Source organism: Nostoc sp. 106C, assembly GCF_002154725.1.
Lineage (GTDB): Bacteria > Cyanobacteriota > Cyanobacteriia > Cyanobacteriales > Nostocaceae > Aulosira.
In genome coordinates this window covers 52,403-76,478 of the sequence record NZ_MTAW01000048.1, presented here as the reverse complement: position 1 = coordinate 76,478, position 24,076 = coordinate 52,403, and the positions used below count along the sequence as shown (strand labels likewise).

Below are 24,076 nucleotides of genomic sequence, written 5' to 3'. Positions count from 1 at the left end.
AATCCCCCTCTATGCTGTCAGCTTAGGAGGGGAGAAATGCAAAAGGTCAGAGGATATCAAAAATTTTTAGCCAAATTTACCAGCGGTTGAAGAGATTAAGAATGCTGCAAAGGTAAGGATGTAGCCAACCGTGAAGTGAGTTAGACCAACTAACCAACCTTGGACAATGGAAAGAGCAACAGGCTTATCCTTCCAGCGAACTAGGTTAGCCAGTGGAGTGCGTTCATGTGCCCAGACTAGAGTTTCAATCAACTCTTGCCAGTAACCTCTCCAGGCAATGAGGAACATAAAACCAGTAGCCCAAACCAGGTGACCGAAGAGGAACATCCAATCCCACACAGACTGATTATTAACGCCGTAGGGGTTGTACCCGTTAATTACTTGAGCGGAGTTAGCCCAAAGGTAGTCTCGGAACCAGCCCATGAGGTAAGTAGAATTCTCATTGAACTGAGCTACATTACCTTGCCAAATACCTAGATGCTTCCAGTGCCAGTAGAAAGTCACCCAACCAAGGAGGTTCAACATCCAGAACGTAGCTAGGAAGAAAGACTGCTCCCAAGACGAAGTTTGACAAGTACCGCCCCGACCAGGACCATCACAAGGGAAAGTAAAACCGAAGTCCTTTTTATCGGGCATCAGCTTGCTAGCACGGGCATCTAACGCACCCTTGACACAAATCAGGGTGGTGGTATGCAAACCGAGAGCGATCGCATGGTGAACCAAGAAATCGCCTGGTCCGATGGTTAAGAACAGAGAGTTTGTGCCGGAGTTAATTCCATCTAGCCAACCTGATAACCAGACATTACCGTAGTTTGGCCAAGCCGTGTAGGCAATACTATCTGGATTAGATAGCAAAGCGTTCATTCCATACAGCGCTTTACCGTGAGCAGATTGAATGAACTGAGCGAACACTGGCTCAATCAGAATTTGCTTTTCAGGAGTACCAAAGGCAACTACGACATCGTTGTGGACGTATAAACCAAGAGTATGGAAGCCCAAGAATAGCGATACCCAACTGAGGTGGGAGATGATCGCTTCTTTATGCTTTAGCACGCGATCAAGGACATTGCCCCTGTTTTGTTCTGGGTCGTAATCACGTATCCAGAAAATGCCAGCATGGGCGAAAGCACCAATCATCAAGAACCCAGCAATATATTGGTGATGAGTGTACAACGCTGCCTGTGTTGTGTAATCCTTCCCTATGAAAGCGTAAGGAGGCATCGAGTACATATGCTGCGCCACCAAAGATGCTGCCGTACCTAACGCTGCCAAGTGTATGGACAGCTGAAAGTGCAGCGAGTTGTTGTAGGTGTCGTATAGCCCGTGGTGTGGCAGGTTAAACTGACCTTCAGTTCGGACGCCAAAGAAATTTCTGGCGTTGAGCATCTCTTTAATGCTGTGACCGATCCCAAAGTTAGTCCGGTACTGGTGTCCGGCAATAATGAAAATCACAGCGATCGCTAAGTGGTGATGAGCCATATCGGTCAACCACAGCGATTCTGTCTGGGGATGGAACCCACCCAAAAAAGTTAAAATTGCAGTCCCTGCACCTTGGGATGTACCAAATATATGCCCAGGTGTATCTGGATTTTGAGCGTAAACACCCCAATCACCTCTCCAGAATGGTGCCAACCCTGCTGGATGGGGTAATGTGGTCAGGAAATTTCTCCAACCAACGTGAACACCACGAGATTCCGGAATCGCAACGTGAATCAAGTGACCTGCCCAAGCCAAAGAACTGACGCCAAACAAACCTGCCAAATGGTGGTTGAGGCGAGGTTCAGCACTTTTGAACCAAGAAAGGCTGGGACGATACTTGGGTTGTAAATGTAACCAGCCAGCAAACAAAAACAACGCTGCCAACAGTAGGAGAAAAACTGAACCCATGTACAGGTCATTGTTTGTCCGCATCCCGATGGTATACCACCAATGGTAGACCCCAGAATAGGCAATGTTAACTGGATTGTTAGCGCCGCCTTGGGTAAACGCATCAATCGCAGGTTTACCAAAGTGGGGGTCCCAAATCGCATGGGCGATCGGGCGAATATGCAGGGGATCTTTAATCCACTGTTCAAAGTTACCTTGCCAGGCTACGTGAAACAGAAGGCTAGAAGCCCAGAGAAAGATGATTGCCACATGACCGAAGTGAGTAGCGAAAATCTTTTGGTAAAGATTTTCTTCGGTGATGCCATCATGGCTTTCAAAGTCATTGCCCTGAGCCATCGCGTACCAGATTCGACGTGTAGTCGGATCTTGAGCGAGATCCTGGCTAAATTTAGGATATTTTCTTGCCATGTATTTTAATCAAATCCTCCCTAAACGCTATTTCAAGTTGCTACTTCTTTCGAGTTAGCAACACGAAAGCAATTGAATAAATACCCTTTCTGGCTTAAATCGGAGGTTAATCGAATAGCAAAAGCTGGTGAGCATCAGGATAAAACAGGCATAATCCCTAGGCTTATATACCTAGGCAATATGATGGTGCAACTCATGCATATAGGAGTAATCAAAAAATTATTAGCTACTATTTCCATCACACTTAAGATGTAGATTGATATTAAATAAGCTTGTAGTCCTGAATACAGCTAATCTGTTGCACTTCTTAATAGAATATTTGCTCAAAAGACAGTGCATAAGCATAAAGTTGGCAAGTCTGTTGTTACAAATATTTAAGTGTAAATATAACTGTACTATGTCATAGAAAGCTATTAACAATTAACAACCAAAGTCAGGGTGGTAACTCTCTGGCTTTGGTTGCTAAAACTACGGGTTGATAATGCCGTAGTAAATGGCGGCAACAAATAAGAAAATGGCAAATATTAATACGGGCAAGCCATAGCGAACTCGACGGTCTGGTAAATCTTTATTAGTAATGACATTATCTGCTTGAACCTGAGTCACAGGCTCAGATTTCCCTGGTTTTTGGGGATTCATATAGTCAGGTGTATTCTCGATATCTGAATAATTATTTTCTGCTGTTGTTGGAGTTTCTTGGGAATTCATAAACTTTATTACCATGACTTTGTGACTAAATCTGCTGTCATAGTTCCAAATATCTACTTACATAGGCATCATTCTTGAGAATACATTTATTTGATATTTAGTTATGCAAAAGGGATGACATAATGTGAAGCTTAACTGTAATTTTGAATGCATCATTTTAGCTAAATTAGCTCCAAATAAACGATATCAACCCGCATTATTTAGAGGATGTTGGGCAAGTTTAACCTCATACTTGCCTTGACGATTAGTACCATACTGTTGATTAGTTGGCGATGTGCCTTACCCCCTAAGTCATATACATTACTTATTCGCTAAGTTGTCAGCCCGTTTTGAAATAAAGTTTTTTATGGGAAGCTGCGCGAACGAGCTAATAGCTTGTGGATTCATTTCTAGGGAGTTATTGAGACTGGTGTAAAATCTTAGCTTCAACGGACTAAATATAGAACTTGCAAGATGTTGGAAAAATCTGAGATAGTTCTCAAGTATCATTAAATACAATTAGCTAATAAACCTGCACAATTTGGTAGATTACTCATGCCCAAAGGGCTAAGCCACCGTAAAAGTAAAAAAATAGTAGTCTTAGCCCTGATTTTTCTGCTAACTATATGCTTTACGCTGGTAAGCGTGCGTTCTTTTGGGCAAACAATCATGACATCAGCGCCGCAATTGCTGACCGATCCATTTTTGCAACTGCCAACTGAAACCTCAGTGCGAGTAGTTTGGTTTACAGAATTTGACGGTATTAAACATGTAGTCAATTATGGAGAAAATCTAACTCAGACTTCTTGGGCAAGCACAACTAAACTCAGTCGCGCAAGGGAAGATCAGCGATGTCTACGGCGGGCTACGCCTACGCGCTTCGGAAACCAAACTGAAAATGGACAAGTTGATCAAAAACCTGTTTGGCGTGATATTTGGCGACACGAAGCTGAGGTAACTGGGTTAACACCTGGTGTGCGGGTGAGTTATCGGATAACGAGTATGCGGGAAGATGGCGAAACTGTTAGCAGCGATGTTTTTACCCTCGCGTCTAATCCTAAACCAGGTACACCATTAAAAATTTTACTGACCTCTGACCATCAACTTAAGCCGATGACAGCAGCAAATCTGCAAAAAGTCGTAGAGACAGTGGGACGAGTAGATGCAGTTTGGTTTGCTGGTGATTTGGTTAACGTTAGCGATCGCGCCTCAGAATGGTTTGACGATTATCGCGGTGGTGCGTTTTTTCCGGCTTTGCAAGGTCGCGCTAACTATAAAATCAACCACAACGGCGTGCAGACATCCTATACTGGCGGTCAAATAATTCAACATGCACCATTATTTAGTTGCATTGGCAATCATGAGGTGATGGGGAGATTTGCCAGGACTGAAAGCTTAGACGATGAATTTAATGATACGATTCCCCGTGCGATCGCCCAGAAGCTTTATAGCGGCAAATCCTTAAAAGATAATTCTTTTAATACTGATACCTATGAAGAGATTTTCACCTTGCCAGAAAGTAAAGAAGGTGGAAAAAGATATTATGCAGTCACATTTGGTGATGTGCGCCTGGTAGTACTATACATTACGAATATGTGGCGGACTCCCACATTAAATGCACCGTATAAAGGAAGGTATCTGGAAGTAGTACAAGATTTAAATAATCCTGAAAATTGGGGCTATGGACAGCTAATTTATGAACCAATTGCTAAAGGTAGCCAGCAGTACAATTGGCTAGAACTAGAACTTAATAGTGATGAGTTTAAACAAGCAAAATACAAAGTTGTAATGTTTCATCATCCACCCCATACTTTAGGTGATAATATCGTCCCTGCCTACACAGATCCAGTTCAGATAATTGAACGAGATGATGTTGGTAACATTAAAGCAGTGCGTTATGAGTATCCTAAAAACGCAGATTATATAATCCGTGATGTTATCCCTTTACTAGAGGCGGCTAATGTGCAATTCGTCTTATATGGGCATTCTCATTTGTGGAATCATTTTGTTAGCCCTAGCAGAATGCACTTTCTCGAAACATCTAACGTTGGTAACTCTTATGGTGCGGCTTGGGGTGATAAAAAGCGAGAAGTGCCAATCGGATATCAAGAAGAATATGTTGTACTAGGTGACCCAAATGGTTTGGAACCTGTAGTGCCGACAATTGCCCCATTATTAGGAGAAGATGGTAAACCAATGCCATATATTGCAAGTAATGACATCACAGTTTTTAGCATTTTTAACACTGAGACAGGTACAGTTAGCAGCTATTATTTTGATACTCGCAAGGCGGATTCTCAGGTAGTTAAGTTTGATGAATTTGAGTTGAAATAATCTAGTCATCACTGAAGTGCTGGAAGGTAAATATTTAATTCTGTTTTGTCGCTCTGGTAGTAGTATAAGTTGGTAATTACGAATTATAAATTCAGACAAAATTTAGATTTCTAGATTTGAATCTGATGCTAAATTTTAAAGAATTGGTATTATTTACCAATGCAGAACTTACTAAAAATTCGGTCAAGTACTGATTCTGTAACTTCCTCGCCAGTAATTTCTCCTAATGCATAAACTGCATCTCTTAAATCAATTGTCCAAAAATCAAGGGGTAGTTGTTGAGCAATTGTAATCTGCACTTGCTCTAGAGACATTTTCGCTTTTGTTAAGGCTGCTGCTTGCCTTTGGTTTATTGCTAAATCCATATCAGCAGCTTGAACTTTCCCGGCTTGAACTATCTCTAAAATTGCTGTTTCTAAATCTTCAATTCCCTGATTCTTTGCTGCTACTGTAAAAATTTGAAATTTAAAATTTGGAATCTTCGATTGAAGCGTATTTCTTACACTATCTTCTACTAAATCAATTTTGTTAATTACAAGAATTAATGGTCGATGTTGTACTTGCTCGTAAATTTCTTGATCGCCTGCTGTCCAACCTGCTGATGCGTCGATGGTCAACAACACTAAATCAGCTGCACTGGCGGCACGGCGCGATCGCTCGACGCCAATTTTTTCTACCTGGTCTGTTGTTTCACGAATCCCCGCCGTATCCAGCACCTGTACCGGAATACCACCGACAACTAACTGGGATTCCACAACATCGCGGGTTGTACCAGGTAAATCTGTGACAATGGCGCGATCGCTCCGGCTCCAAGCGTTCAGCAAGCTCGATTTACCAACGTTCGGTCGCCCGACAATTGCTACTTTTAAACCTGTGCGTAGTAGTTCGCCTTTGTCTTTAGTTGCCAATAATTTAGTAATTTCTGCGGCGATGTTCTCAATTGCTGATATCATCGCTTTATCATCCAGCGGAGGTAAGTCTTCCTCAAAATCGATCCGAGCTTCGATTTCTGCCAAAATATCTAAACAGTTAGCGCGTAACTGTCTGATTGGATGAGCTAATTTACCCTGTAAACCGACTAAGGCAGTTTGGGCAGCTTGCGGCGATCGCGCTCCCACCAAATCAGCAATACCTTCGGCTTGTGTCAAATCTAATCGCCCATTCAAAAAGGCACGGAGCGTAAATTCTCCTGGCTGCGCGAGTCTTGCACCATTTTCCAAACACAGTTGCAATACTTGTTGCACCGCCATAATTCCGCCGTGGCAATGGAATTCCACCACATCTTCACGGGTGTAAGAACGGGGTGCTTTCATAATCAACAACAAAGATTCATCCACCAGTTTTTGCGTCTTGGGATGGCGGATGTAACCGTAGAGAATGCGGTGACTTTCCCAAACTTGATGCCCAGGTGCATGAAAAAGACTATGGGCGATCGTGATCGCTTGGGAACCTGACATTCGCACAATGCCAACGCTACCCTGTTGAGGGACAACAGCAGTTGCGATCGCGGCGATGGTTCCGGTAGTGGCAAATATTTCCGACATGAGCGCCCTTTTCAGCAAAACACTGCATTTATATTATGGTTAGCGTAACAGCCACTTTGCATGAGGCGGGGAAAGGTTTTAAGGGATTAAGTTTTCTGTTGTTCTTAACCTTTAGCCTTTCTCCTACTGTGGACAGAAGTCTAAGGATCAAGGATCTCTATACTAAATTAAATGGTAAGTATTTAAACTAATAAGAGAGCAATTAGCAAGGTAAGATTTATCTGAAGAGTAGATAAACGCTCTGGTAGAGAGGAATTGACTGTGGAGCAAAAGATTAACTGCGCTGAGGCCTGCGTTAACGGTTGTGTTTTAGGGGATAAATGCCCCAATATTGAGTTTAGAGAAGCAGCAGCACAATTTATTGAGGATACTTCTCTAGATCAAATGCTGGAAATAGCAGAAGAACGAATGCGGCGAAGAATGACGGAACCGCCAAAATGGGTTTTTCCTGACGATCAATAGGATTTAGCTCGGGGAATGAAAGAATAGCGTTGGTCGCAATTCCTAAATTTTCGCATTTTTGCCGCAAGCGATCGCCTGAGGTTGACATTCTGTTTGGACAGCTGATTGTGGTATTTCAATGAGCTGTTCTTTCACCATCTTTCGCTACCACTGTTGAGTGTAGGAGAAAGTGAAACTAGAGATTTGGTAGTTGTAGCATTGTAAAACAGTTGGGGATTGATTTTGGATTACTTTGGATAGAAATAGTGCATTTGTAGCAACTTGGCTGTCAAATTAACACAATTATCCGAAAAATAGTTAATGGTGATTGATGTTAATTGATGAGACCGCATTTGATGCAACCAATTTACCCATGAATCAACGAATAGTTCTAATTGTTGCAACCGCTACCCTGTTGATTTTAGGATTCCTATCTTTAGCGAGCTACATGGCTTGGTTCTGGCCGCTAGAACTACTCGCTCATTTTCGAGTTCATTATTTGGTTTTATCGTTAATAGTTACTTTTATCTTAGGCATTCTTTGGAGAAAGCGCTATCTCAAGAGTAAAGTAATATTTCTCGCAGCTTTATTAATTGTGGGTTTAAATTTAATTGAGGTGCTTCCTTGGTATTTACCTTACTCGCAACAGTTAGCTGGGAATGCAACTAAACAAATTCGGCTTTTATCTTTTAACATTAACATTCAGAATAATGATGACAAAGGAGTGATTAATGTAGTGCAGGATAATCACCCTGATGTAGCGTTATTTGTTGAAGTTAATCGCAGTGGTTTCGACAATTTAAAAACTGGTTTTAAAAACACTTTGCCTTATACGTTTAGAAGTCCTGGTGGTGGACTGGCAATATTTAGCCGCTTACCAATTCAAGATGTAAAAGCAGATAATTTTAATAGCAAAGGAGGTCATAATCTCATAGCAACCTTAACAGTAGATAAACAATCTATTAAGTTAATTGGAACTCATCCCATAGTACCTGTAACACGCAATAATTTTCACAGACGTAATCTTCAGCTAGCAGCACTTAGCGATTATATTAAAGAACTTAATCAGCCATTAATTTTAATGGGAGATTTTAACTTAACACCTTGGTCGCCCTATTATCGAAGATTTATCAATAAAACAAAATTGCACAACTCTCGCTTAGGTTTTGGCATTTTACCAAGCTGGCCACGGCCAGCAACTCACGTAAATCTACCAAGCTGGCTCATCCCGTTGATGAATATCCCTATCGATCATTGCTTCGTCAGCAAGCACTTTAGTGTGGCTCAAATTTCTACAGGTGCAAATGCTAATTCTGACCATGCGCCGTTAATTACGGACTTAGTTTTACGTTAGCTACTATCGCTCTCCTAAATGGGATAATAGAACCTGCTACTTCACCAATGTCATCACTGTCTCAACCCAGAACCTAGCTTTTAGCTGGCGAAATACAACTATCACTTAGCTTTATCTTGAGTTCTTAAAGCTTGGGCGACAAGATAGACTTTTGTCCATTCACCCAAGACTTGATGAGTTTTGAGTTTTAATTCTTTAGCTGTGGCTTCAATTGAGTTGCCAGCTTTGCGTAAATCTAAAATCTGCCGCCCCATTTGAGTCAATTGTTCATAGAGTTGCTGCCATTGGTTTTGTGTTAGCCCCAAGTTATGTTCTTGCAAAGAAATTGCCAGCCAGTTTTCCACTAGTTCCGGTTTCCCTTTAAGAGCAAACACACGCACAGCATGATAGCTAACTTTTTCCCGCAGTCGGTATACTTCTTTAATTTGTTTATTTAGTTTCTTGGCGATTTCATCTTGGGACTTACCTTGCAGATACAGGCGTAGCCACTCTACGGCTTCTGTGCCGAGGTTTTCTTGTAAATATTCTTCAAATTCTTGTTGTACAGCTTGACGCAATACCTGTTGCTCTTCTTGTTCCTGTGCTTCTTGATATTCTCCGATCGCCTGACTATCAACCAAGTTAACTCGATTATCGCTGTCATCGGTGAGAATTTCTTCGGAAACTAGCCTAATCAAGTCGCTACCAGGCACTTGAGTTAAACCACCCCGTTGAGTACGGCGCAGGTAGTTGACAAAGCGGTAAACCAGCAACGGCTGATTGCGTACTGGGCGCAAACAATATTCTTCTATACTGGCAAATAGTAGTGTATCTCGCAGCCGCCTGTCGCTGGTAATTTCAGCGATACAAGCCATTTGATCTTGGATGTAGCTATCGCTTTGCAGTAATTCCTGGATGATTTCTTGTAATATATCAATTACACTCCGCTGGCGATCGCGGCTGAGAGAAACCCAAGTCTGAATTTTATTCCGCAATGTCATCAAACTGGCCAGCCGCGTGATTAGGTTGCGATAAGCACGTTCTCGTGCTATCCCCAGGTAACGTTGCAGTAAAATCCGATAGCGATATTCCATTGCTTGCTTGGCAATCTCCAGTTCCTTAGGGTTGAGCAAATCAAACCGTTGGGAATCACGTCCCAATAACCAGAGAATGATACTTTCTTGAGCTACTGCACTTTGTTCTGGACACTCCGCTAATAGACGAGTTCGCCAATATTGCGCCAGTTTTTCTGCTTCCGTTGCTATAGGGAGATTCTGTTCCCCGAAACCCTGTCTTAGGGTGGCGATTCCCTGTCTCCTAGAACCAGCATTTATATATCTAACAACAATTTCTTCTGGTTGCGAGTTTATAGTTACTCTTCCCAGTGGTATGCTATTGCTTTTCTGTTTCAACGAAGCGACAACTTGCACATCCTGGACTGGAATTCCAAATATTTCATTCAGCTTTCCTTCTTTTAGTAGGGTCAAAATTTGCTCCAGGCCCTCTTGGGAACCTTCTAAGACTAGTTTTACACTACCGACCTCAATTCTCTGTAGTGTCAATGATGCATCTCCAGATATTTGACGCAAATGGGCAACAATAGCTTCTGCTAGTGGCTTGTTAACTTCATCAATAGTGGCGCTTAATACCAATATATATTTAGCTGGTTCTAGGTTATTCTTAGCTGTTTTTTTTTTCGTAAAGAACAGGAGTTAAATGCTCTGAAATACCTTGTATGTTAATTTCCACACAACCAAACTTGTAAGCTTTATCAATGGAACGATTTGCTCCTAATGCTTTGTAAAAACCAACAGTAAATGCTATAGCTGCGTTATCTTCAATTGCTTGATTCATCCCAATTACAAATTCGATGTGTTCTGCAATTGCTTTCGCTTGGGCTTCTGAATAACAAGCATTCAATATTACACAATTTATTTGGTCAGCTACTTCTTTAAATAGCGCTGCTAAGGCATCGAGTGTTACAGGCTGGGCTTTTCCTAATAAATTTTCAAAGTAAATCTCGCCTGTGCTTTTTCCATGTCCAGAGAAATGTACAATCTGCGGCTCAACATCAAATATTGCTTGAGTGATATCTCCTGGACGCACAGATTCACGAGACTCTAGTACAAATCTATCTCGGTTTTTTGATAATTGCAGCCGCTCACGAATTTCACGTAACTCTTGCCCTAAGCGTAGCCGAGATTCATCGCTGGGATCGGATGCTAAAAACAGGATTTTAATTGGATGATCGCTGTTCATGCAGGATCGTATAGTGTATGTGATTGCTCTAATTATAGGCTTTAAAAGAGTTTATAGACGCAGAGGCTAGGCATTTAGTCATTCTAGATTAAATCTATCTCTAAATGTCTAAACCAATAACTGTTAATTCAGGTGTATGCTCAACATTAAATTGATAATATATCTGTCGTTTTTCTTGTGCTGATAGAGTTAACTCCCATTCCAAAATTCCCATTTCTCCCAATTGAATTTGAGGGTTGGTACGGGTGAGGCGTACTTTAATTTGCTCATTGCGGCTAACTGGCAATTGTTCAGTGAGTGTGAGATGAGTTTCTCGATCGAGCAAGTTAGTAATTATCAACCGATAACCATAAGTAATGCGGCGCTGGTTACTCATCAATTTTTTATCAACTTGACGCTCAACTAAGTCCCGCTCTATTTTTAAACCTTCATCAATTCCTAAATTAATTTTGAATTCTTGTCCTGGTGCAATATTCTCTAAGTTGGTTGTACCGACAAATATATTGTCACGGAAAATATTCGCTTTGCCTGGTAGAAAAGTTGCACCATTGAGGCTATTTTTCACTTTAGCTTGTAGATAAGCAAAGCTCACTAAGCGTGGCATTGCTACATAATCGCAGCTACTAGGATAATCATCGTTAAAAATTGTAGTTTTATGGGGTGCTCCATCACTGGGAATGTTACCCCCACCATTGAGTTTAAAGGTGACTACACTTCCTTCTTTGGATACTTCGGCAACAACAGTTTCAGCTTCTATAAGACTGTCTTGTGCAACCTCGTCCTCTTCTTCATTCATTGCACCAGCAGGCGCTGACTGAGCCGCCATCATGGGCATTTTTTGTGTACCTCTTCGCCTCGCAAATTGTACTGTCGGGCTAATGGTATTTATGTACCAAGGTTCTGGTTTTGGTGGAAGTGTACCTAATCCTGGTTTAGCTGTAGAAAGGGTGAGAGCTACCCCTATCCAATCTTCACCTGTGCTTTGGGTGACTTCTGCCAAGTAGCTCAGATTGACAATATTGCTGGTATTGCCAAAGCGTAAGTCATAAAGCGGAGTCCAACTGGCACGATTCACAACGTAAGAAAGCTCTAGCTCAAAGTCGCCTGCACCAACAACTTCCACTGCTACAATTAAGCTCAAACTTTCTTTGGGGTGGGGTGTTTGAATTTTTTGCAGTGAGGCGCGCAGTACTTGTAACTGCTTTTCGAGTTCTTCCTGTTGGCTTTTGCATTCCCCAGAAGCGATCGCATATTCGCTATACTGGCTTCCCAGAAAGTTGAGAAAATCTAGAGTTTCGCTGAGGCTGAGGTTTTTCCGCGCCAAACTATGGGAAAAAGGTTCCTCTGTCTTTTCCCGTAACCCAGCGATAAAGCTAGACTGCAATGCTAAAGCATCGATTTGGGCTTGCAGATGGCGTTGTTCTGCTTCTAATTGCTGAATCTGCCTCGTTAGTTGTGCTACACGTTCTGCAACTGGTTCTGTAGTATAAGTGCGATCGCTGCTGACTCCCAGCAACCGTACCCCGACTGTACCTGTACCGCCAACTCTTACAGAATCAGTTTCTAGAGTCATCGGCAGTGAGGTAATGACTAATTCCTGTTCCTGTCCCGTTAAGGAAACTATACCCCGTCTTGTGACTAGGGCTTTATCACTGTATACCGTCACGGCTACAATCTGGCTTTGTACTGTCTTGCGTAAAAATGGTATTTCCGGGTTAACCACTGCCAGTTTTCCCCCATTTTAAATGGTTCTGCTGGTTAATTGTTAATGCTTGCAAGTCTAACCGTCAAGCTTTTGGGCATAGATTCGCTTACAGTGCAGCGTCTTTGACAGAAGAAAAGTAGAGTACGTCAATAAAAGCTGATAAAAATCTGTCTTTCCCTAGCCCTTAGCCCCTGATTCATACTTGACTTTTCTCAAATGTACCCCAGGAAAAAGAAGTATTTTGCTCAATGAAATTCTTTGCCGCATTGATCAGGTAATCATAATAGGTACGAGCGACAATCGATAGCTGCTTACCAGAAGGGTAGACCATATACCAAGTTCGCTTAATCGGAAAATGCTGTACATCCAGAATACAGAACTCAGACGATTCGACAATTAAGGTATGACGAGATAAAACAGAGATTCCTAAGCCACCTGCGATCGCTTGTTTAATTGCCTCATTACTTCCCAATTCCAGCTTCACGTTCACTGTGATTTCATGTTCGTCGAACAGGCTTTGAACAGCGCGGCGTGTTCCTGAACCTGGTTCCCGCATGATAAAAGGTTCTTGGGCAAGACGTTGGATGGGGATATTTTTCTCTTTCGCCAGTGGATGATTATGAGGAGCAAAGACAACCAAGGGATTATCTAAAAATGGCTGGCAAGTCACATCAATATTTTCTGGTACTTGGCTCATAATATACAAGTCGTCCAGATTATTAACCATTCTCTCTAAAATTCGTTCATGGTTTGTGACTTGCAGTGAGATATCTATTCCTGGATAAAGCTGGCAAAATGGCCCCAACAAACGCGGTACAAAATATTTTGCGGTTGTAATTGCTGCTAATTTTAATTGACCTTGTTTTAGCCCTTTTAAATCTGCTACTTTCATTTCAAATTGGGCTATAGTTTCAAAAATTTGCCGACAAGTAGCAAATAGTTCCCGTCCAGCCTCTGTCAAATAGAGGCGCTTACCCACCTGCTCAAATAAAGGCAAACCGACCGATTTTGTTAATTGCTTAATCTGCATGGAAACGGTGGGTTGGGTGAGAAACAATTCCTCAGCTGCACGAGTAAAGCTCCCGTGCCGTGCTGCCGCCTCGAACACCTTCAACTGGTGTAGCGTCGCTTGGTTCAAGGGTGATTCTCCTCTAATAGCGATTCATAGATATAAATCTAGTATCACTGAACACTTGCATTAGATATACCACTGCTCATACAAAAGTTATGATTCATAAGTATAGATATAACTCTATGAACCCTATTACAAGTTAGATATTTTATTTATAGGATTGAACAGTTATTATGAGAACAACAAAGCAAAGCGTAAGATGCCTTCCAGTTTAAGATGAATGCTGAATATTGAATCCTGAATGCGGATTGCCTACAATCCATCGTTTCTAATTCATCATTCACCATTCATCATTCTTCTAAAATTTTGACAGGTAATTGAGTTAAATCTGGCAACTGAAGCATCTCAATTTCGGCAACTTGTTCCCGTTCCCTGATATTCACTGGTAAATTTAATGGTTGACGTTGTTCTATCCAACAACTTGCTAATGGCAATGTCTGCTCCAATTCATCCAACGGTCGCGGAATCACCATTACTGCGTTCAACTCCCCAATGCGTTCTGCCTCAAACATCCCCGCTTCTACTGCTACCGCAACATTAGCCACTGAGCCACGAATAATGGCTGTACACAAACCTGCACCAATTTTTTCATAGGCTGCCAAATGCACATCAGCCGCTTTGAGCATGGCATCACAGGCTCCTACCATCGCCGGAAATCCTCGCGTTTCCACCAAACCAACTGCTTGATTACTCAAACGGCTGTAATTTCCTTCTTCCATCAGTTTGCTGAAACGATTAGCGATCGGCAGGACTACCTCCAGATTGGGATAAGGACGGGGAATCACCAAGCTAGAAACCAATTGACCAAACTGTTCAGCAGTTTGTACGCCAGCTTCTACGGCTAGACGCACATCCGCAATCCCACCCCGCACAATTGCTGTACAATGACCACCACCAATTTTTTCATAACCAACTAAATGAACTCCTGCCGATTTCAGCATCATGTCCGCTGTCCCAACGATCGCTGGAAAACTGAGGGTAGATACTAAACCTAAAGCAGTGTCTTTGAGGTTATCTCGATGGTGGGATGACTGAACAGTGTTAATGGCCCGTTGATTTGATGTTTCCATGTAGAGTCTCCAAGATACTCACGAAACTGACAACTTACAATTAACACTTATTCAGACTGATCGTCAGAGATTGGTTCATTAAGTGATTGGCGATGGGGAAACAAGGTGACTAACAGCCTTTGGATGCTTCCTGTACCATAAATCTGAGTACCAATACTGTTAGGTGATTCAGTGGCATTTGGATTGGTTTGTAAGTCTTGGCTCAGTTCATTTGAGGCTTCTGCGGCTTCCTCTAGGTTGGAACCAGCCAACGCGGGGTTTTCTGGAACGACAGGAGATTCGTCTACCGGATTAGTAGCAGGCTGAGGTTGGGAAGTAGATTTGTGTTCTAACTCTAGGAAAACTCCAGCAGAGAGGCTTGTTGAGGAAATAGTCTTGTTCTGATCTCTATTGATCCCGTTGTTCCTTTGTCTGCCGATCAAATTTTTTCCTTCCTTTGCCACCTGCGTAGCTGTAGAAGCATTAGTTTTTGATGGTTCCGATTTTATAGCACCAATACGCCGACTGGTGTCTCCCAAAATTGAACCAGGTGGAACTACTTGTCCCGGTGCAACCGAACAGTTAAATACTGTAGTCGCTGAACCAATACAAGCATTTGTTCCTATTTTACCTTGACCAATCATGAGAAACCCGGCTCCCAAGTTTGCTCCTGCTTCTACTTCTAGGGTTCCTTTATCGACTTGGAGAATAGACCCCATGCCAATACAAACCCCCGGTCCGATGATAATCTTGCCGTTTAAAGCCGCTTGGAGTATCACCCCTGGTGCGAGTACCGCACTTGGATGAATAGTCACCTCGCCACTAATATAAGAATCAAAGTTATTGCTGAGGCGCAGTGGCGGCACAGACATGAGAATTGTCACCTCGGAAGCCGGAAAATGAGAGTAGTTTTGAGTACTGAGTTGTGAGTGCTGAGTAATAGTCATAGTATGGCTGGTGTCCACAACCGATTCAACTCAGCAACGCTAGTTGATTCAATTCGGACAACTAATTTGCCAGTCCTATACAGTACTGGCTCCTCAGCACTTTTCACTCGTACTGCTATGGGCGTTGGATAATGGTTTCGAGTACCCGACGCTTGGCTTTGGGGTCAATCCCGATTAAGCGCACATATTCTCCTTGGTATTCAGCAAGGTGTGCTTCTAAGGCCCTGATTGCTTCTCTTTCAGAGTTTGCTTGAATAGGACCGCTGCTCGTCCAAGAACCTGTACGGAATCTTCTTTGATCTACGTGTTCAACGCTAATTTTATAGCCACCACTCAGTAATTGCCGTAGTTGTTCTACTACTTCGCCACTCAAGCGGGTGTTAGTTGCTTGTGCTGTTGCTGTTGGTGCACTAGTAAATGATTTTTGGCTGCTAGATGTAGATGGATTGACCTGACCATTTGGACGTTGGATGATGGTTTCTAATACCCGTCGTTTGGCTTTTGAGTCAATACCAATTAAGCGCACGTATTCACCTTGATGGTTATTGATACAATCTTCTAAGGCAGCAATTACGTCATTGGTAGAACTGGCCTTAATCGGCTCGCAACTTTGCCAGGAACCAGTGCGGAAGCGTCGCTCATCTACATGTTCTGTGCCGATTTTATAACCACCTGCCAAAAGTTGGCGGATCTGTTCTACAGTTTCGGAACTGATTTGCCCATTGCCAGCACCGCTACCGTTACCGTTATTATTAGCTCTGTAGCTGCCATTAGACTGAGCAGCAGGAGCTTTAAAGTTGGTAGGTGCTGAAACTGTGCCATCTGGACGTTGGATGATGGTTTCCAACACACGCCGTCTATTTTTGTCGATGCCAAACAACCGCACATACTCGCCGCTATGGTCTCTTACGCAACTTTCTAAAGCTGTGATCGCTTCACCAATAGATCTAGCATCCAGTGGTTTGCAACTAGTCCAAGAACCAGTGCGGAACCGTCTTTCGTCTACGTGTTCTGTACCAATTTTATACCCCTGCTCTAACAAATAGCGCACCTGCTCTATTGTTTCTGCACCCAAGCTCTTGCTCGCCACTTCACTACTCCTTTCTAGCTCTAAAACTGTAATGCCATTACTTGTAGAAGATTTTTTTAATTCATTCCGGATGGGTGTAATACATTTACTATCAGCAACACAGAGATAACCCGCTCGTAGTGCCTGATTAATTCCCACAACGTGATGGGTGAATTCCTGATCCTGCGCTTGTACATCTGGTAGGCGGTCAGCTTGCTGTTGATTGGTAATGATCGCTCCTGAAGGCACATACTTACCAGGAGGAATTTCTACATCTTGAATCAAAGCGTGCATCATTACAATGCAACCTGCACCCACCCTGGCATTAAATACCGTAGAGCGAAAGCCAATAAACGAATTCTCTCCAACATAAGCTGGCCCATGAATCAGGGCCATGTGGGTGATAGAAGCATTTTTACCAATCCATACCGAGTATTGCTCTTGGTCATCACCAATTACTCGACCTTGCTCCAAGCCATGAATTACTACACCATCTTGAATATTAGTGTTTTCACCAATAAAAAAAGGCGTACCTTCATCGGCCCTAATGGAAGTTCCTGGAGCAACGATTACATTTGCACCTATGCGCACGTCTCCAATCACGTTGGAGAACGAATGTACAAATGTTGTTTCATGGATTTTTGGCTCAGCCAAGCTCCTCGACCACGGGGTTGGGGGTGCCACCGTGCTGCTGACTGCCATCGCGAGATTCCTCCTAAAATTGTCAGTTGTCAGTTGTCAGTTGTCCTTTGTCCTTTGTCCTTTGTCATTATTCCTTTGTCTTTTGTCCTTTGTCCTTTGTCTTTTGCGTAATGACTAATGACTCATGACCAATGACCAGTAACTAATGACCAACGACTCATGACCAATGATCAATGACTCATGACTATCTATATTGGTCTTTTTTGCTGTAAATGAGACGATCTTCAACATGAATAGTATCAATTATCGCCACCACTGCTGCATCTAACGGACGATGTTCGTTTCCAGGAACTTGACGAGCAGCACTACCACGACTGAAAAGTACCCACTCATCTACTCCTGCACCAACGATATCTGCTGCTACTTCGTATTTTTGCAGGAGGTTTCCTTCTTCATCTACTAATTGTAATAACAGTAGTTTCACGCCTCTAAGACTTGGCTCTTTTTGCGTGCTAACTACTGTGCCACGAACTTTGGCAATTTGCATTACAAATTATGGTCTTCTGCCGAAAGGACGAATGGCGTTGACATTTTCCCGGAATTGCTCTACATCTTCTGTATAACGAATTGGCAGGACGTATTCCAGGTTTTCGTGAGGACGAGCAATGATGTGAGTAGACAGCACTTGTCCACCATTGACTCGCTTCACTGATTCTACGCCTGCGGCTACGGAAGCTTGTACTTCCGAAACATCTCCCCTAACGATGACTGTAACCCGACCACTCCCGATTTTCTCGTAGCCTACCAAGGTGACACGAGCAGCTTTCACCATCGCGTCTGCTGCTTCTACTACTGCTGGAAAGCCTAGCGTTTCTACCATTCCTACTGCGATCGACATTAGTTATTACCCTTATTTAAAGTTTTTAGATTTGGAAAACAAAAGCACTCAAGAAGGCAACCCCGTTAATTACTTATGTTTAACCGGCTTTTAAGTGCGGAACTGTTCTACGGCTTCGGTATAACGAATCGGCAAGACGTACTCTAGGTTTTCATGGGGACGAGCAATGATGTGGGTGGATACCACTTCACCACCATTTACTCTTCTGGCTGCTTCCACCCCAGCTGCTACTGAGGCTTGCACTTCCGATACATCACCCCGCACAATCACTGTGACTCGCGCACTACCAATTTTTTCATATCCAACTAATGTTACACGAGCGGCTTTCACCATCGCATCAGCAGCTTCTACTACTGCTGGAAAGCCTTTAGTCTCAATCATTCCAACTGCAATTGGCATCGCAGAACTCCTACAAAATTAATCCAATCAGTACTGAGGTTTGAAATTGTTGACGGGGAAGCTCATCTTGAGCTAAGAAAACACTTCCAAAATAAGCATAGGAAAGCTTGGCGTTCCTGGCAATATAAATCACTATAATAGTTTATGATAAAAACGTTTAAGAAAACTTAACATAAATTAATGCTGTCATTTGGTTAATGAAATTTCACGGATTGCTAGAGCGGTCAATTACGCTTTATAATTTTTTAATTACATTTGTTAAACCTAGATTAATAAACTTTGTAATTTAATCTCAGTCCCCAGAATAGGAACCTAGATACATTATCTGAAAGGGTTTTCCTAAAATTTTCTTGTTTATACAACCATAGTCTAAAAGTTATATAAGTTTTTATAATAAGCGTTATAAATTGGCAATGTAGAAGTAGGAATTCCAATGTTATAAGTAAAGTATAGAGTAACAATTAAATATTTTTATTTTGCCATTACAGTTTTTATCACTGTGTAATGTCAAGCTAAGTTATAAAGAATATTTTTTAAAAAAGCTGATTTTAAACAAGGTATTCCATCCTGAGCCGTCAAAGGGAATTTAAATGAATCAATCTTTCTACATCACAAGTTGGTTTGTGCCTGTTTATGGTTTAATAGGTGCTGTTTTAACCTTGCCGTGGGCAATGGGAATTATTCGGCGAACCGGGCCAAGACCTGCGGCATATTTCAACTTGTTGACAACGATTGCCGCTTTTGTCCATAGCTTATTCATATTTCAACATATCTGGGATAAAGAACCAGAAAATTTGTTGATTAACTGGTTCAAAGTAGCAGATTTAGATTTGTCCTTTGGATTGGAAATTTCGCCTGTTAGTATTGGGGCTACGGTTTTAATTACCGGTTTAAGCGTACTAGCACAAATTTACGCCCTAGGTTACATGGAAAAGGACTGGGCGTTAGCGCGTTTTTTTGCGTTGATTGGATTTTTTGAAGCAGCTCTAAGTGGTTTAGCCATTAGTGACTCTTTGTTTCTCAGCTATGCTCTTTTGGAAGTCTTGACGCTTTCTACTTACTTGCTAGTAGGATTCTGGTATGCACAACCGCTAGTAGTGACAGCAGCACGGGATGCATTTTGGACCAAACGGGTAGGAGACTTGTTGCTGCTGATGGGTGTAGTGGCACTTTCTAGCTTGGCGGGTAGTTTGAACTTTTCTGATTTATATGAGTGGGCGCAAACAGCTAACTTAGATTCAGTCAGTTCTACCTTACTGGGGTTAGCATTGATTGCTGGTCCAGCAGGTAAATGTGCTCAATTTCCTCTGCATCTGTGGTTAGATGAAGCGATGGAAGGGCCGAACCCTGCCTCAGTATTACGGAACTCACTGGTGGTAGCTGGTGGTGCCTATTTACTATATAAAATGCAGCCATTGTTGGCTCTGTCCCCAGTGGCGTTGAACGCCTTGGTAATCATGGGTACAGTGACAGCAATTGGTGCAACTTTAGTGTCTTTAGCGCAAATTGATATTAAGCGGGCACTATCTCATTCTACCAGCGCATACATGGGGCTAGTATTTTTGGCAATGGGGTTGCAGCAAGGCGGTGTGGCCTTGATGCTGCTGTTAACTCATGCGATCGCCAAAGCACTATTATTTATGAGTTCTGGTTCCATAATCTATACTACTCACACTCAAAATCTCACAGAAATGGGTGGTTTGTGGTCGCGGATGCCAGCCACTACCACTGCCTATGTTGTCGGTTCGGCGGGAATGGTAACACTGCTACCACTAGGAAGCTTTTGGGCAATGCTGTCCTGGGCTGATGGCTTTGTTAATATTAGCCCTTGGGTAATTGGTGTATTAGTAATAGTCAATGGTTTGACAGCATTAAATTTAACGCGGGTATTCAGATACATATTTTGGGGTACACCGCAACAAAAAACCAGACGTGCACCAGAAGTGGGTTGGCAGATGGCATTTCCAATGGTAGCTTTGATTATTCTGACGCTGTTACTACCCTTGATGCTACAGCAATGGTACTTGCTACCTGATTGGGAAAGTATTAATTGGTACGTAGTGGGAATATTATTGTCTTCGACTATGGTAGGCGTAAGCATTGGCTCTACCATGTATCTGGAAAAAGCTTGGTCGAGGTCTAGAATCCTGGTCTGGAGATTTATGCAAGACTTATTGGGTTACGATTTCTACATCGACCAAATTTATAAAGTGACTGTGGTAAGTGCAGTAGCGTTACTTTCTAAAATTTCTGCATGGAGCGATCGCTATTTAGTTGATGGTCTTGTTAACTTGGTTGGGTTTGCAGCTATTCTCAGCGGACAAGGTTTAAAGTACAGCATTTCTGGGCAATCCCAAGGTTATATGTTGACCATCCTCGCAGTCGTCAGCGTACTGGGCTTTTTCATCAGTTGGTCATTAGGACTATTAGATAAGCTGCCTTTCTAGGAGCCATTTGTCATTTGTCCTCCTCATCTCCCTTCCCTATCCTTAACTAGTTCTGTGTATGCTAAGTGCGTTGATTTTAGTGCCATTATTTGGTGCGGCTTTGATCGGTTTTTGGCCCACTGGCATGAATGGTAAACTTTCCCGTGGGATAGCTTTACTCGTTGCTAGTATCGCTTTTGTGTGGTCGGTCGTTTTAGCTATTCAATTTAACCCAGGGCAAGTTAGTCAACAGTTTAGTGAGTTCATACCGTGGGTAGATACCTTAGGTTTGAACTATAATCTGGGAGTAGATGGTTTATCTTTGCCTTTGCTGGTTTTAAACGGATTATTGACCTGCATTGCTATTTACAGCAGCGATGAATCTCTGCAACGTCCTAGATTTTATTATTCATTGATACTGCTGTTAAGTGCTGGGGTAACTGGAGCATTTCTTGCTCAGGATTTGTTGCTATTTTTCTTGTTTTATGAATTGGAACTAATTCCCCTGTATCTGTTGATTGCAATTTGGGGTGGTGAAAGACGAGGTTACGCAGCTACGAAATTCCTAATTTATACTGCTCTTTCGGGAATTCTGATTTTAGCAAGTTTCCTTGGTCTGATATGGCTGAGTGGTGCGCCTAACTTTGCGCTAGCAACCTTAAATGCCAAGTCTCTACCGTTGGCAACGCAACTTTTGTTACTGGCAGGAATTTTAGTCGGTTTTGGCATTAAGATTCCTTTGGTTCCTTTCCATACTTGGTTACCAGATGCTCACGTGGAAGCTTCCACGCCAATTTCAGTTTTATTAGCTGGGGTATTGTTGAAATTGGGAACTTATGGCTTACTGCGATTTGGTATGAACTTGTTACCAGAAGCTTGGAGTTATTTAGCTCCTTGGTTGGCGACTTGGGCAGTAGTAAGTGTAGTGTATGGTGCATCTTGCGCGATCGCCCAAAAAGATATGAAAAAAATGGTGGCATACAGTTCCATTGGACACATGGGCTATATACTTTTAGGGGCAGCGGCGGCGACACAGTTAAGCGTCTTAGGTACTGTCATGCAAATGATTAGCCACGGCTTAATTTCGGCCCTACTGTTTCTGCTTGTAGGTGTTGTCTATAAAAAGGCTGGGAGTCGCGATTTAGATGTCGTCCGAGGACTGCTAAATCCAGAACGCGGGATGCCAGTCATTGGTAGCTTGATGGTTTTGGGAGTCATGGCCAGTGCTGGTATACCTGGAATGTTAGGATTTATTTCCGAATTCGTAATTTTTCGGGGCAGCTTTCCAGTTTTTCCAGTCCAAACCTTGCTATGTATGATTGGTACAGGGTTAACTGCTGTTTACTTCTTGATTCTGGTTAACCAAGCCTTTTTTGGGCGTCTATCTGCACAAGTTACCAACTTACCGCGCGTGTATTGGAGCGATCGCATTCCATCTATAGTTTTAGCTGTGCTGATTGTGATTTTTGGTATCCAACCCGCTTGGATAGCGCGTTGGACAGAACCAACAATAACAGCAATGGTAAATACACAAAACGTAGTGGCAACGGTTGCCTTGGATAAAGCAAGTAAAAATTAAAATATGGAGATTGGGTTTGTAGTAATGCATCATCCTTACTACAAACATAATCTCCAAGCTGGTAATTAATAACTAATTAATCGCCGATAATAAGCAATTACAAATAATATTTTTACTGTTTTGGAGAAAAAATAATGGTAACGATACAAAATAAGCCGTATAACAATCCCTTAGCTGAGTATATCAAACGCCTACAAACAGGTGAAGCACTACTTGCTGATAGCTCACAGAATGTTTTAGAAGTAGTTGGCATTCTCAAAAGCTATGGTGTAGTTCTAGATGCATATTCAAACAATCTTATCTACATTGCCAATCATCAATTCTTAGTATTTTTTCCCTTTTTTAAATACTTTAATGGTAAATTTTCTTGGCAAAAATTATTCCGTCACTGGTGGCATGACAGAATTAATTTTGAATATGCCGAGTATTGCATGAAGTCCATGATGTGGCATGGTGGCGGTGGACTAGATACATATTTAGATACTAAAGAATTTCAAGCAGCAGCCCAAGCTGTAATTGCAGCCAAATTTAAAAATAATCCCTTAGTGCAGGTAGTAAATAAACTGTTTCCCGATTTCTTAATTGAACAGTTGCGTGTTTCTACATACTACAGTGGTTTGGGGCAATTCTGGCGTGTTATGGCTGATATCTTTCTAAACCTATCAGACCGCTATGACCGAGGCGAAATTCAAACAATTCCCCAAGTTGTAGATCATATAAAAGCAGGGTTAGTAGCAGATGCAGCCAAGCCAATTACTTACGAAGTAAAAATTGATAACAAAGTTTATGAAATCCTGCCTAAAAAACTTGGTCTAACCTTCTTAGCAGATACAGCAATACCTTATGTAGAAGCAGTTTTCTTTCGGGGAACTCCTTTCTCTGGGACAGTTACCTACAACGCTCAAGCATATCAAATTCCCCCCGATCAAGCTCGCTTTCAATATGGTGCATTATATGCAGATCCTTTACCCATTGGTAGCGCTGGTATTCCTCCCACCTTATTAATGCAGGATATGCGGCATTATCTGCCAGAGTATTTGCATGAAGTTTATCGTCGCACTCCTCGCGGTGAAGATGATTTACGAGTGCAAATTTGTATAACTTTCCAAAAATCGATGTTCTGTGTAACTACAGCCGCGATTTTGGGATTGATGCCTTATCCTTTAGATAGTGAAGATCCATCTGAACAACAAGCGAATCAAGTTTATTTAGAAAAATGGATGGAACGTTTCCAAACTTCGCGTTTGCTGGATGTTAATCAGTAAATCAGCACATTTTTTCAGATAAACGACAGAATATGCTAATCTACGAAAGTAAGTTTTTAGGCGTCTATCCCT

Annotated in this window: 19 protein-coding genes and 1 pseudogene; 6 read left to right on the top strand and 14 right to left on the bottom strand. The window is 42.2% G+C overall.

The annotated features are described in order from the left end of the window. Positions 1 to 66: 66 nt before the first annotated feature. Both psaB and BV375_RS04090 read right to left on the bottom strand, forming a co-directional pair. A complete protein-coding gene (gene psaB, locus BV375_RS04100; protein WP_086757543.1) occupies positions 67 to 2,295 on the bottom strand; it encodes a photosystem I core protein PsaB in 2,229 nt (742 codons plus the stop codon). A gap of 468 nt (positions 2,296 to 2,763) precedes the next feature. Then, positions 2,764 to 3,003 (bottom strand): hypothetical protein, encoded by a 240-nt coding sequence (locus BV375_RS04090; RefSeq protein WP_086757539.1) that lies wholly within the window; start codon positions 3,001 to 3,003, stop codon positions 2,764 to 2,766. A gap of 648 nt (positions 3,004 to 3,651) precedes the next feature. Between BV375_RS04090 and BV375_RS04085 the strand changes: the two genes are divergently transcribed. Next, positions 3,652 to 5,316, top strand: coding sequence for a metallophosphoesterase family protein (locus tag BV375_RS04085; protein ID WP_243713839.1), 1,665 nt, complete (start codon positions 3,652 to 3,654; stop codon positions 5,314 to 5,316). A gap of 149 nt (positions 5,317 to 5,465) precedes the next feature. Here BV375_RS04085 and mnmE read toward each other — a convergent pair whose 3' ends face one another. Then, complete coding sequence (gene mnmE / locus BV375_RS04080) at positions 5,466 to 6,860, bottom strand: tRNA uridine-5-carboxymethylaminomethyl(34) synthesis GTPase MnmE (protein WP_086757534.1); 1,395 nt, start codon at positions 6,858 to 6,860, stop codon at positions 5,466 to 5,468. 261 nt (positions 6,861 to 7,121) lie between these two features. Between mnmE and BV375_RS04075 the strand changes: the two genes are divergently transcribed. Beyond that, complete coding sequence (locus tag BV375_RS04075; protein WP_086757532.1) at positions 7,122 to 7,322, top strand: hypothetical protein; 201 nt, start codon at positions 7,122 to 7,124, stop codon at positions 7,320 to 7,322. Positions 7,323 to 7,674: 352 nt separating this feature from the next. Next, the gene (locus tag BV375_RS04070; protein ID WP_086757625.1) at positions 7,675 to 8,655 is read left to right on the top strand and encodes an endonuclease/exonuclease/phosphatase family protein; all 981 of its coding nucleotides are present in this window, start codon (positions 7,675 to 7,677) and stop codon (positions 8,653 to 8,655) included. A 101-nt stretch (positions 8,656 to 8,756) separates the two neighbouring features. Here BV375_RS04070 and BV375_RS04065 read toward each other — a convergent pair whose 3' ends face one another. From BV375_RS04065 to BV375_RS04020, 11 genes and pseudogenes are all read right to left on the bottom strand, one after another. Beyond that, entirely contained in the window at positions 8,757 to 9,941 is a 1,185-nt protein-coding gene (locus BV375_RS04065) for a HetZ-related protein 2 (protein ID WP_086757622.1), read from the bottom strand. A gap of 129 nt (positions 9,942 to 10,070) precedes the next feature. Then, positions 10,071 to 10,286, bottom strand: a pseudogene (locus tag BV375_RS38985) (hypothetical protein); the annotation flags it as partial. A 28-nt stretch (positions 10,287 to 10,314) separates the two neighbouring features. Continuing rightward, positions 10,315 to 10,893 (bottom strand): CHAT domain-containing protein, encoded by a 579-nt coding sequence (locus tag BV375_RS04060; RefSeq protein WP_086757530.1) that lies wholly within the window; start codon positions 10,891 to 10,893, stop codon positions 10,315 to 10,317. Between the two features lie 100 nt (positions 10,894 to 10,993). Further along, entirely contained in the window at positions 10,994 to 12,616 is a 1,623-nt protein-coding gene (locus tag BV375_RS04055; protein ID WP_086757528.1) for a mucoidy inhibitor MuiA family protein, read from the bottom strand. A gap of 178 nt (positions 12,617 to 12,794) precedes the next feature. After that, the gene (locus tag BV375_RS04050) at positions 12,795 to 13,736 is read right to left on the bottom strand and encodes a LysR family transcriptional regulator (RefSeq protein ID WP_086757526.1); all 942 of its coding nucleotides are present in this window, start codon (positions 13,734 to 13,736) and stop codon (positions 12,795 to 12,797) included. 284 nt (positions 13,737 to 14,020) lie between these two features. Then, on the bottom strand, positions 14,021 to 14,800 hold the full coding sequence (locus BV375_RS04045) for a BMC domain-containing protein (protein ID WP_086757523.1): 780 nt from the start codon (positions 14,798 to 14,800) through the stop codon (positions 14,021 to 14,023). Between the two features lie 47 nt (positions 14,801 to 14,847). Then, complete coding sequence (locus BV375_RS04040; protein WP_086757620.1) at positions 14,848 to 15,651, bottom strand: transferase; 804 nt, start codon at positions 15,649 to 15,651, stop codon at positions 14,848 to 14,850. A 190-nt stretch (positions 15,652 to 15,841) separates the two neighbouring features. Next, entirely contained in the window at positions 15,842 to 17,497 is a 1,656-nt protein-coding gene (locus BV375_RS04035; RefSeq protein WP_086757521.1) for a ribulose bisphosphate carboxylase small subunit, read from the bottom strand. 184 nt (positions 17,498 to 17,681) lie between these two features. Continuing rightward, the gene (locus tag BV375_RS04030) at positions 17,682 to 17,984 is read right to left on the bottom strand and encodes a EutN/CcmL family microcompartment protein (RefSeq protein WP_086757516.1); all 303 of its coding nucleotides are present in this window, start codon (positions 17,982 to 17,984) and stop codon (positions 17,682 to 17,684) included. Between the two features lie 6 nt (positions 17,985 to 17,990). Next, positions 17,991 to 18,335 carry a BMC domain-containing protein gene (locus BV375_RS04025; protein WP_010995041.1) on the bottom strand — a complete coding sequence of 115 codons (345 nt, stop codon included), beginning with the start codon at positions 18,333 to 18,335 and terminating at the stop codon, positions 17,991 to 17,993. A gap of 90 nt (positions 18,336 to 18,425) precedes the next feature. Then, positions 18,426 to 18,734 (bottom strand): BMC domain-containing protein, encoded by a 309-nt coding sequence (locus tag BV375_RS04020; RefSeq protein ID WP_009457333.1) that lies wholly within the window; start codon positions 18,732 to 18,734, stop codon positions 18,426 to 18,428. Between the two features lie 590 nt (positions 18,735 to 19,324). Here BV375_RS04020 and BV375_RS04015 point away from each other — a divergent pair. The 3 genes from BV375_RS04015 to BV375_RS04005 all read left to right on the top strand — a co-directional run bounded on the left by BV375_RS04015 (position 19,325) and on the right by BV375_RS04005 (position 24,004). Beyond that, positions 19,325 to 21,181: an NAD(P)H-quinone oxidoreductase subunit F gene (locus BV375_RS04015; protein WP_086757513.1), complete on the top strand. Its 1,857-nt coding sequence runs from the start codon at positions 19,325 to 19,327 to the stop codon at positions 21,179 to 21,181. A gap of 58 nt (positions 21,182 to 21,239) precedes the next feature. Continuing rightward, positions 21,240 to 22,739, top strand: a complete 1,500-nt coding sequence (locus BV375_RS04010) for an NADH-quinone oxidoreductase subunit M (RefSeq protein WP_086757511.1) — start codon at positions 21,240 to 21,242, stop codon at positions 22,737 to 22,739. A gap of 134 nt (positions 22,740 to 22,873) precedes the next feature. After that, positions 22,874 to 24,004 (top strand): CO2 hydration protein, encoded by a 1,131-nt coding sequence (locus BV375_RS04005; protein WP_086757509.1) that lies wholly within the window; start codon positions 22,874 to 22,876, stop codon positions 24,002 to 24,004. The last annotated feature ends 72 nt before the right edge of the window (positions 24,005 to 24,076 follow it).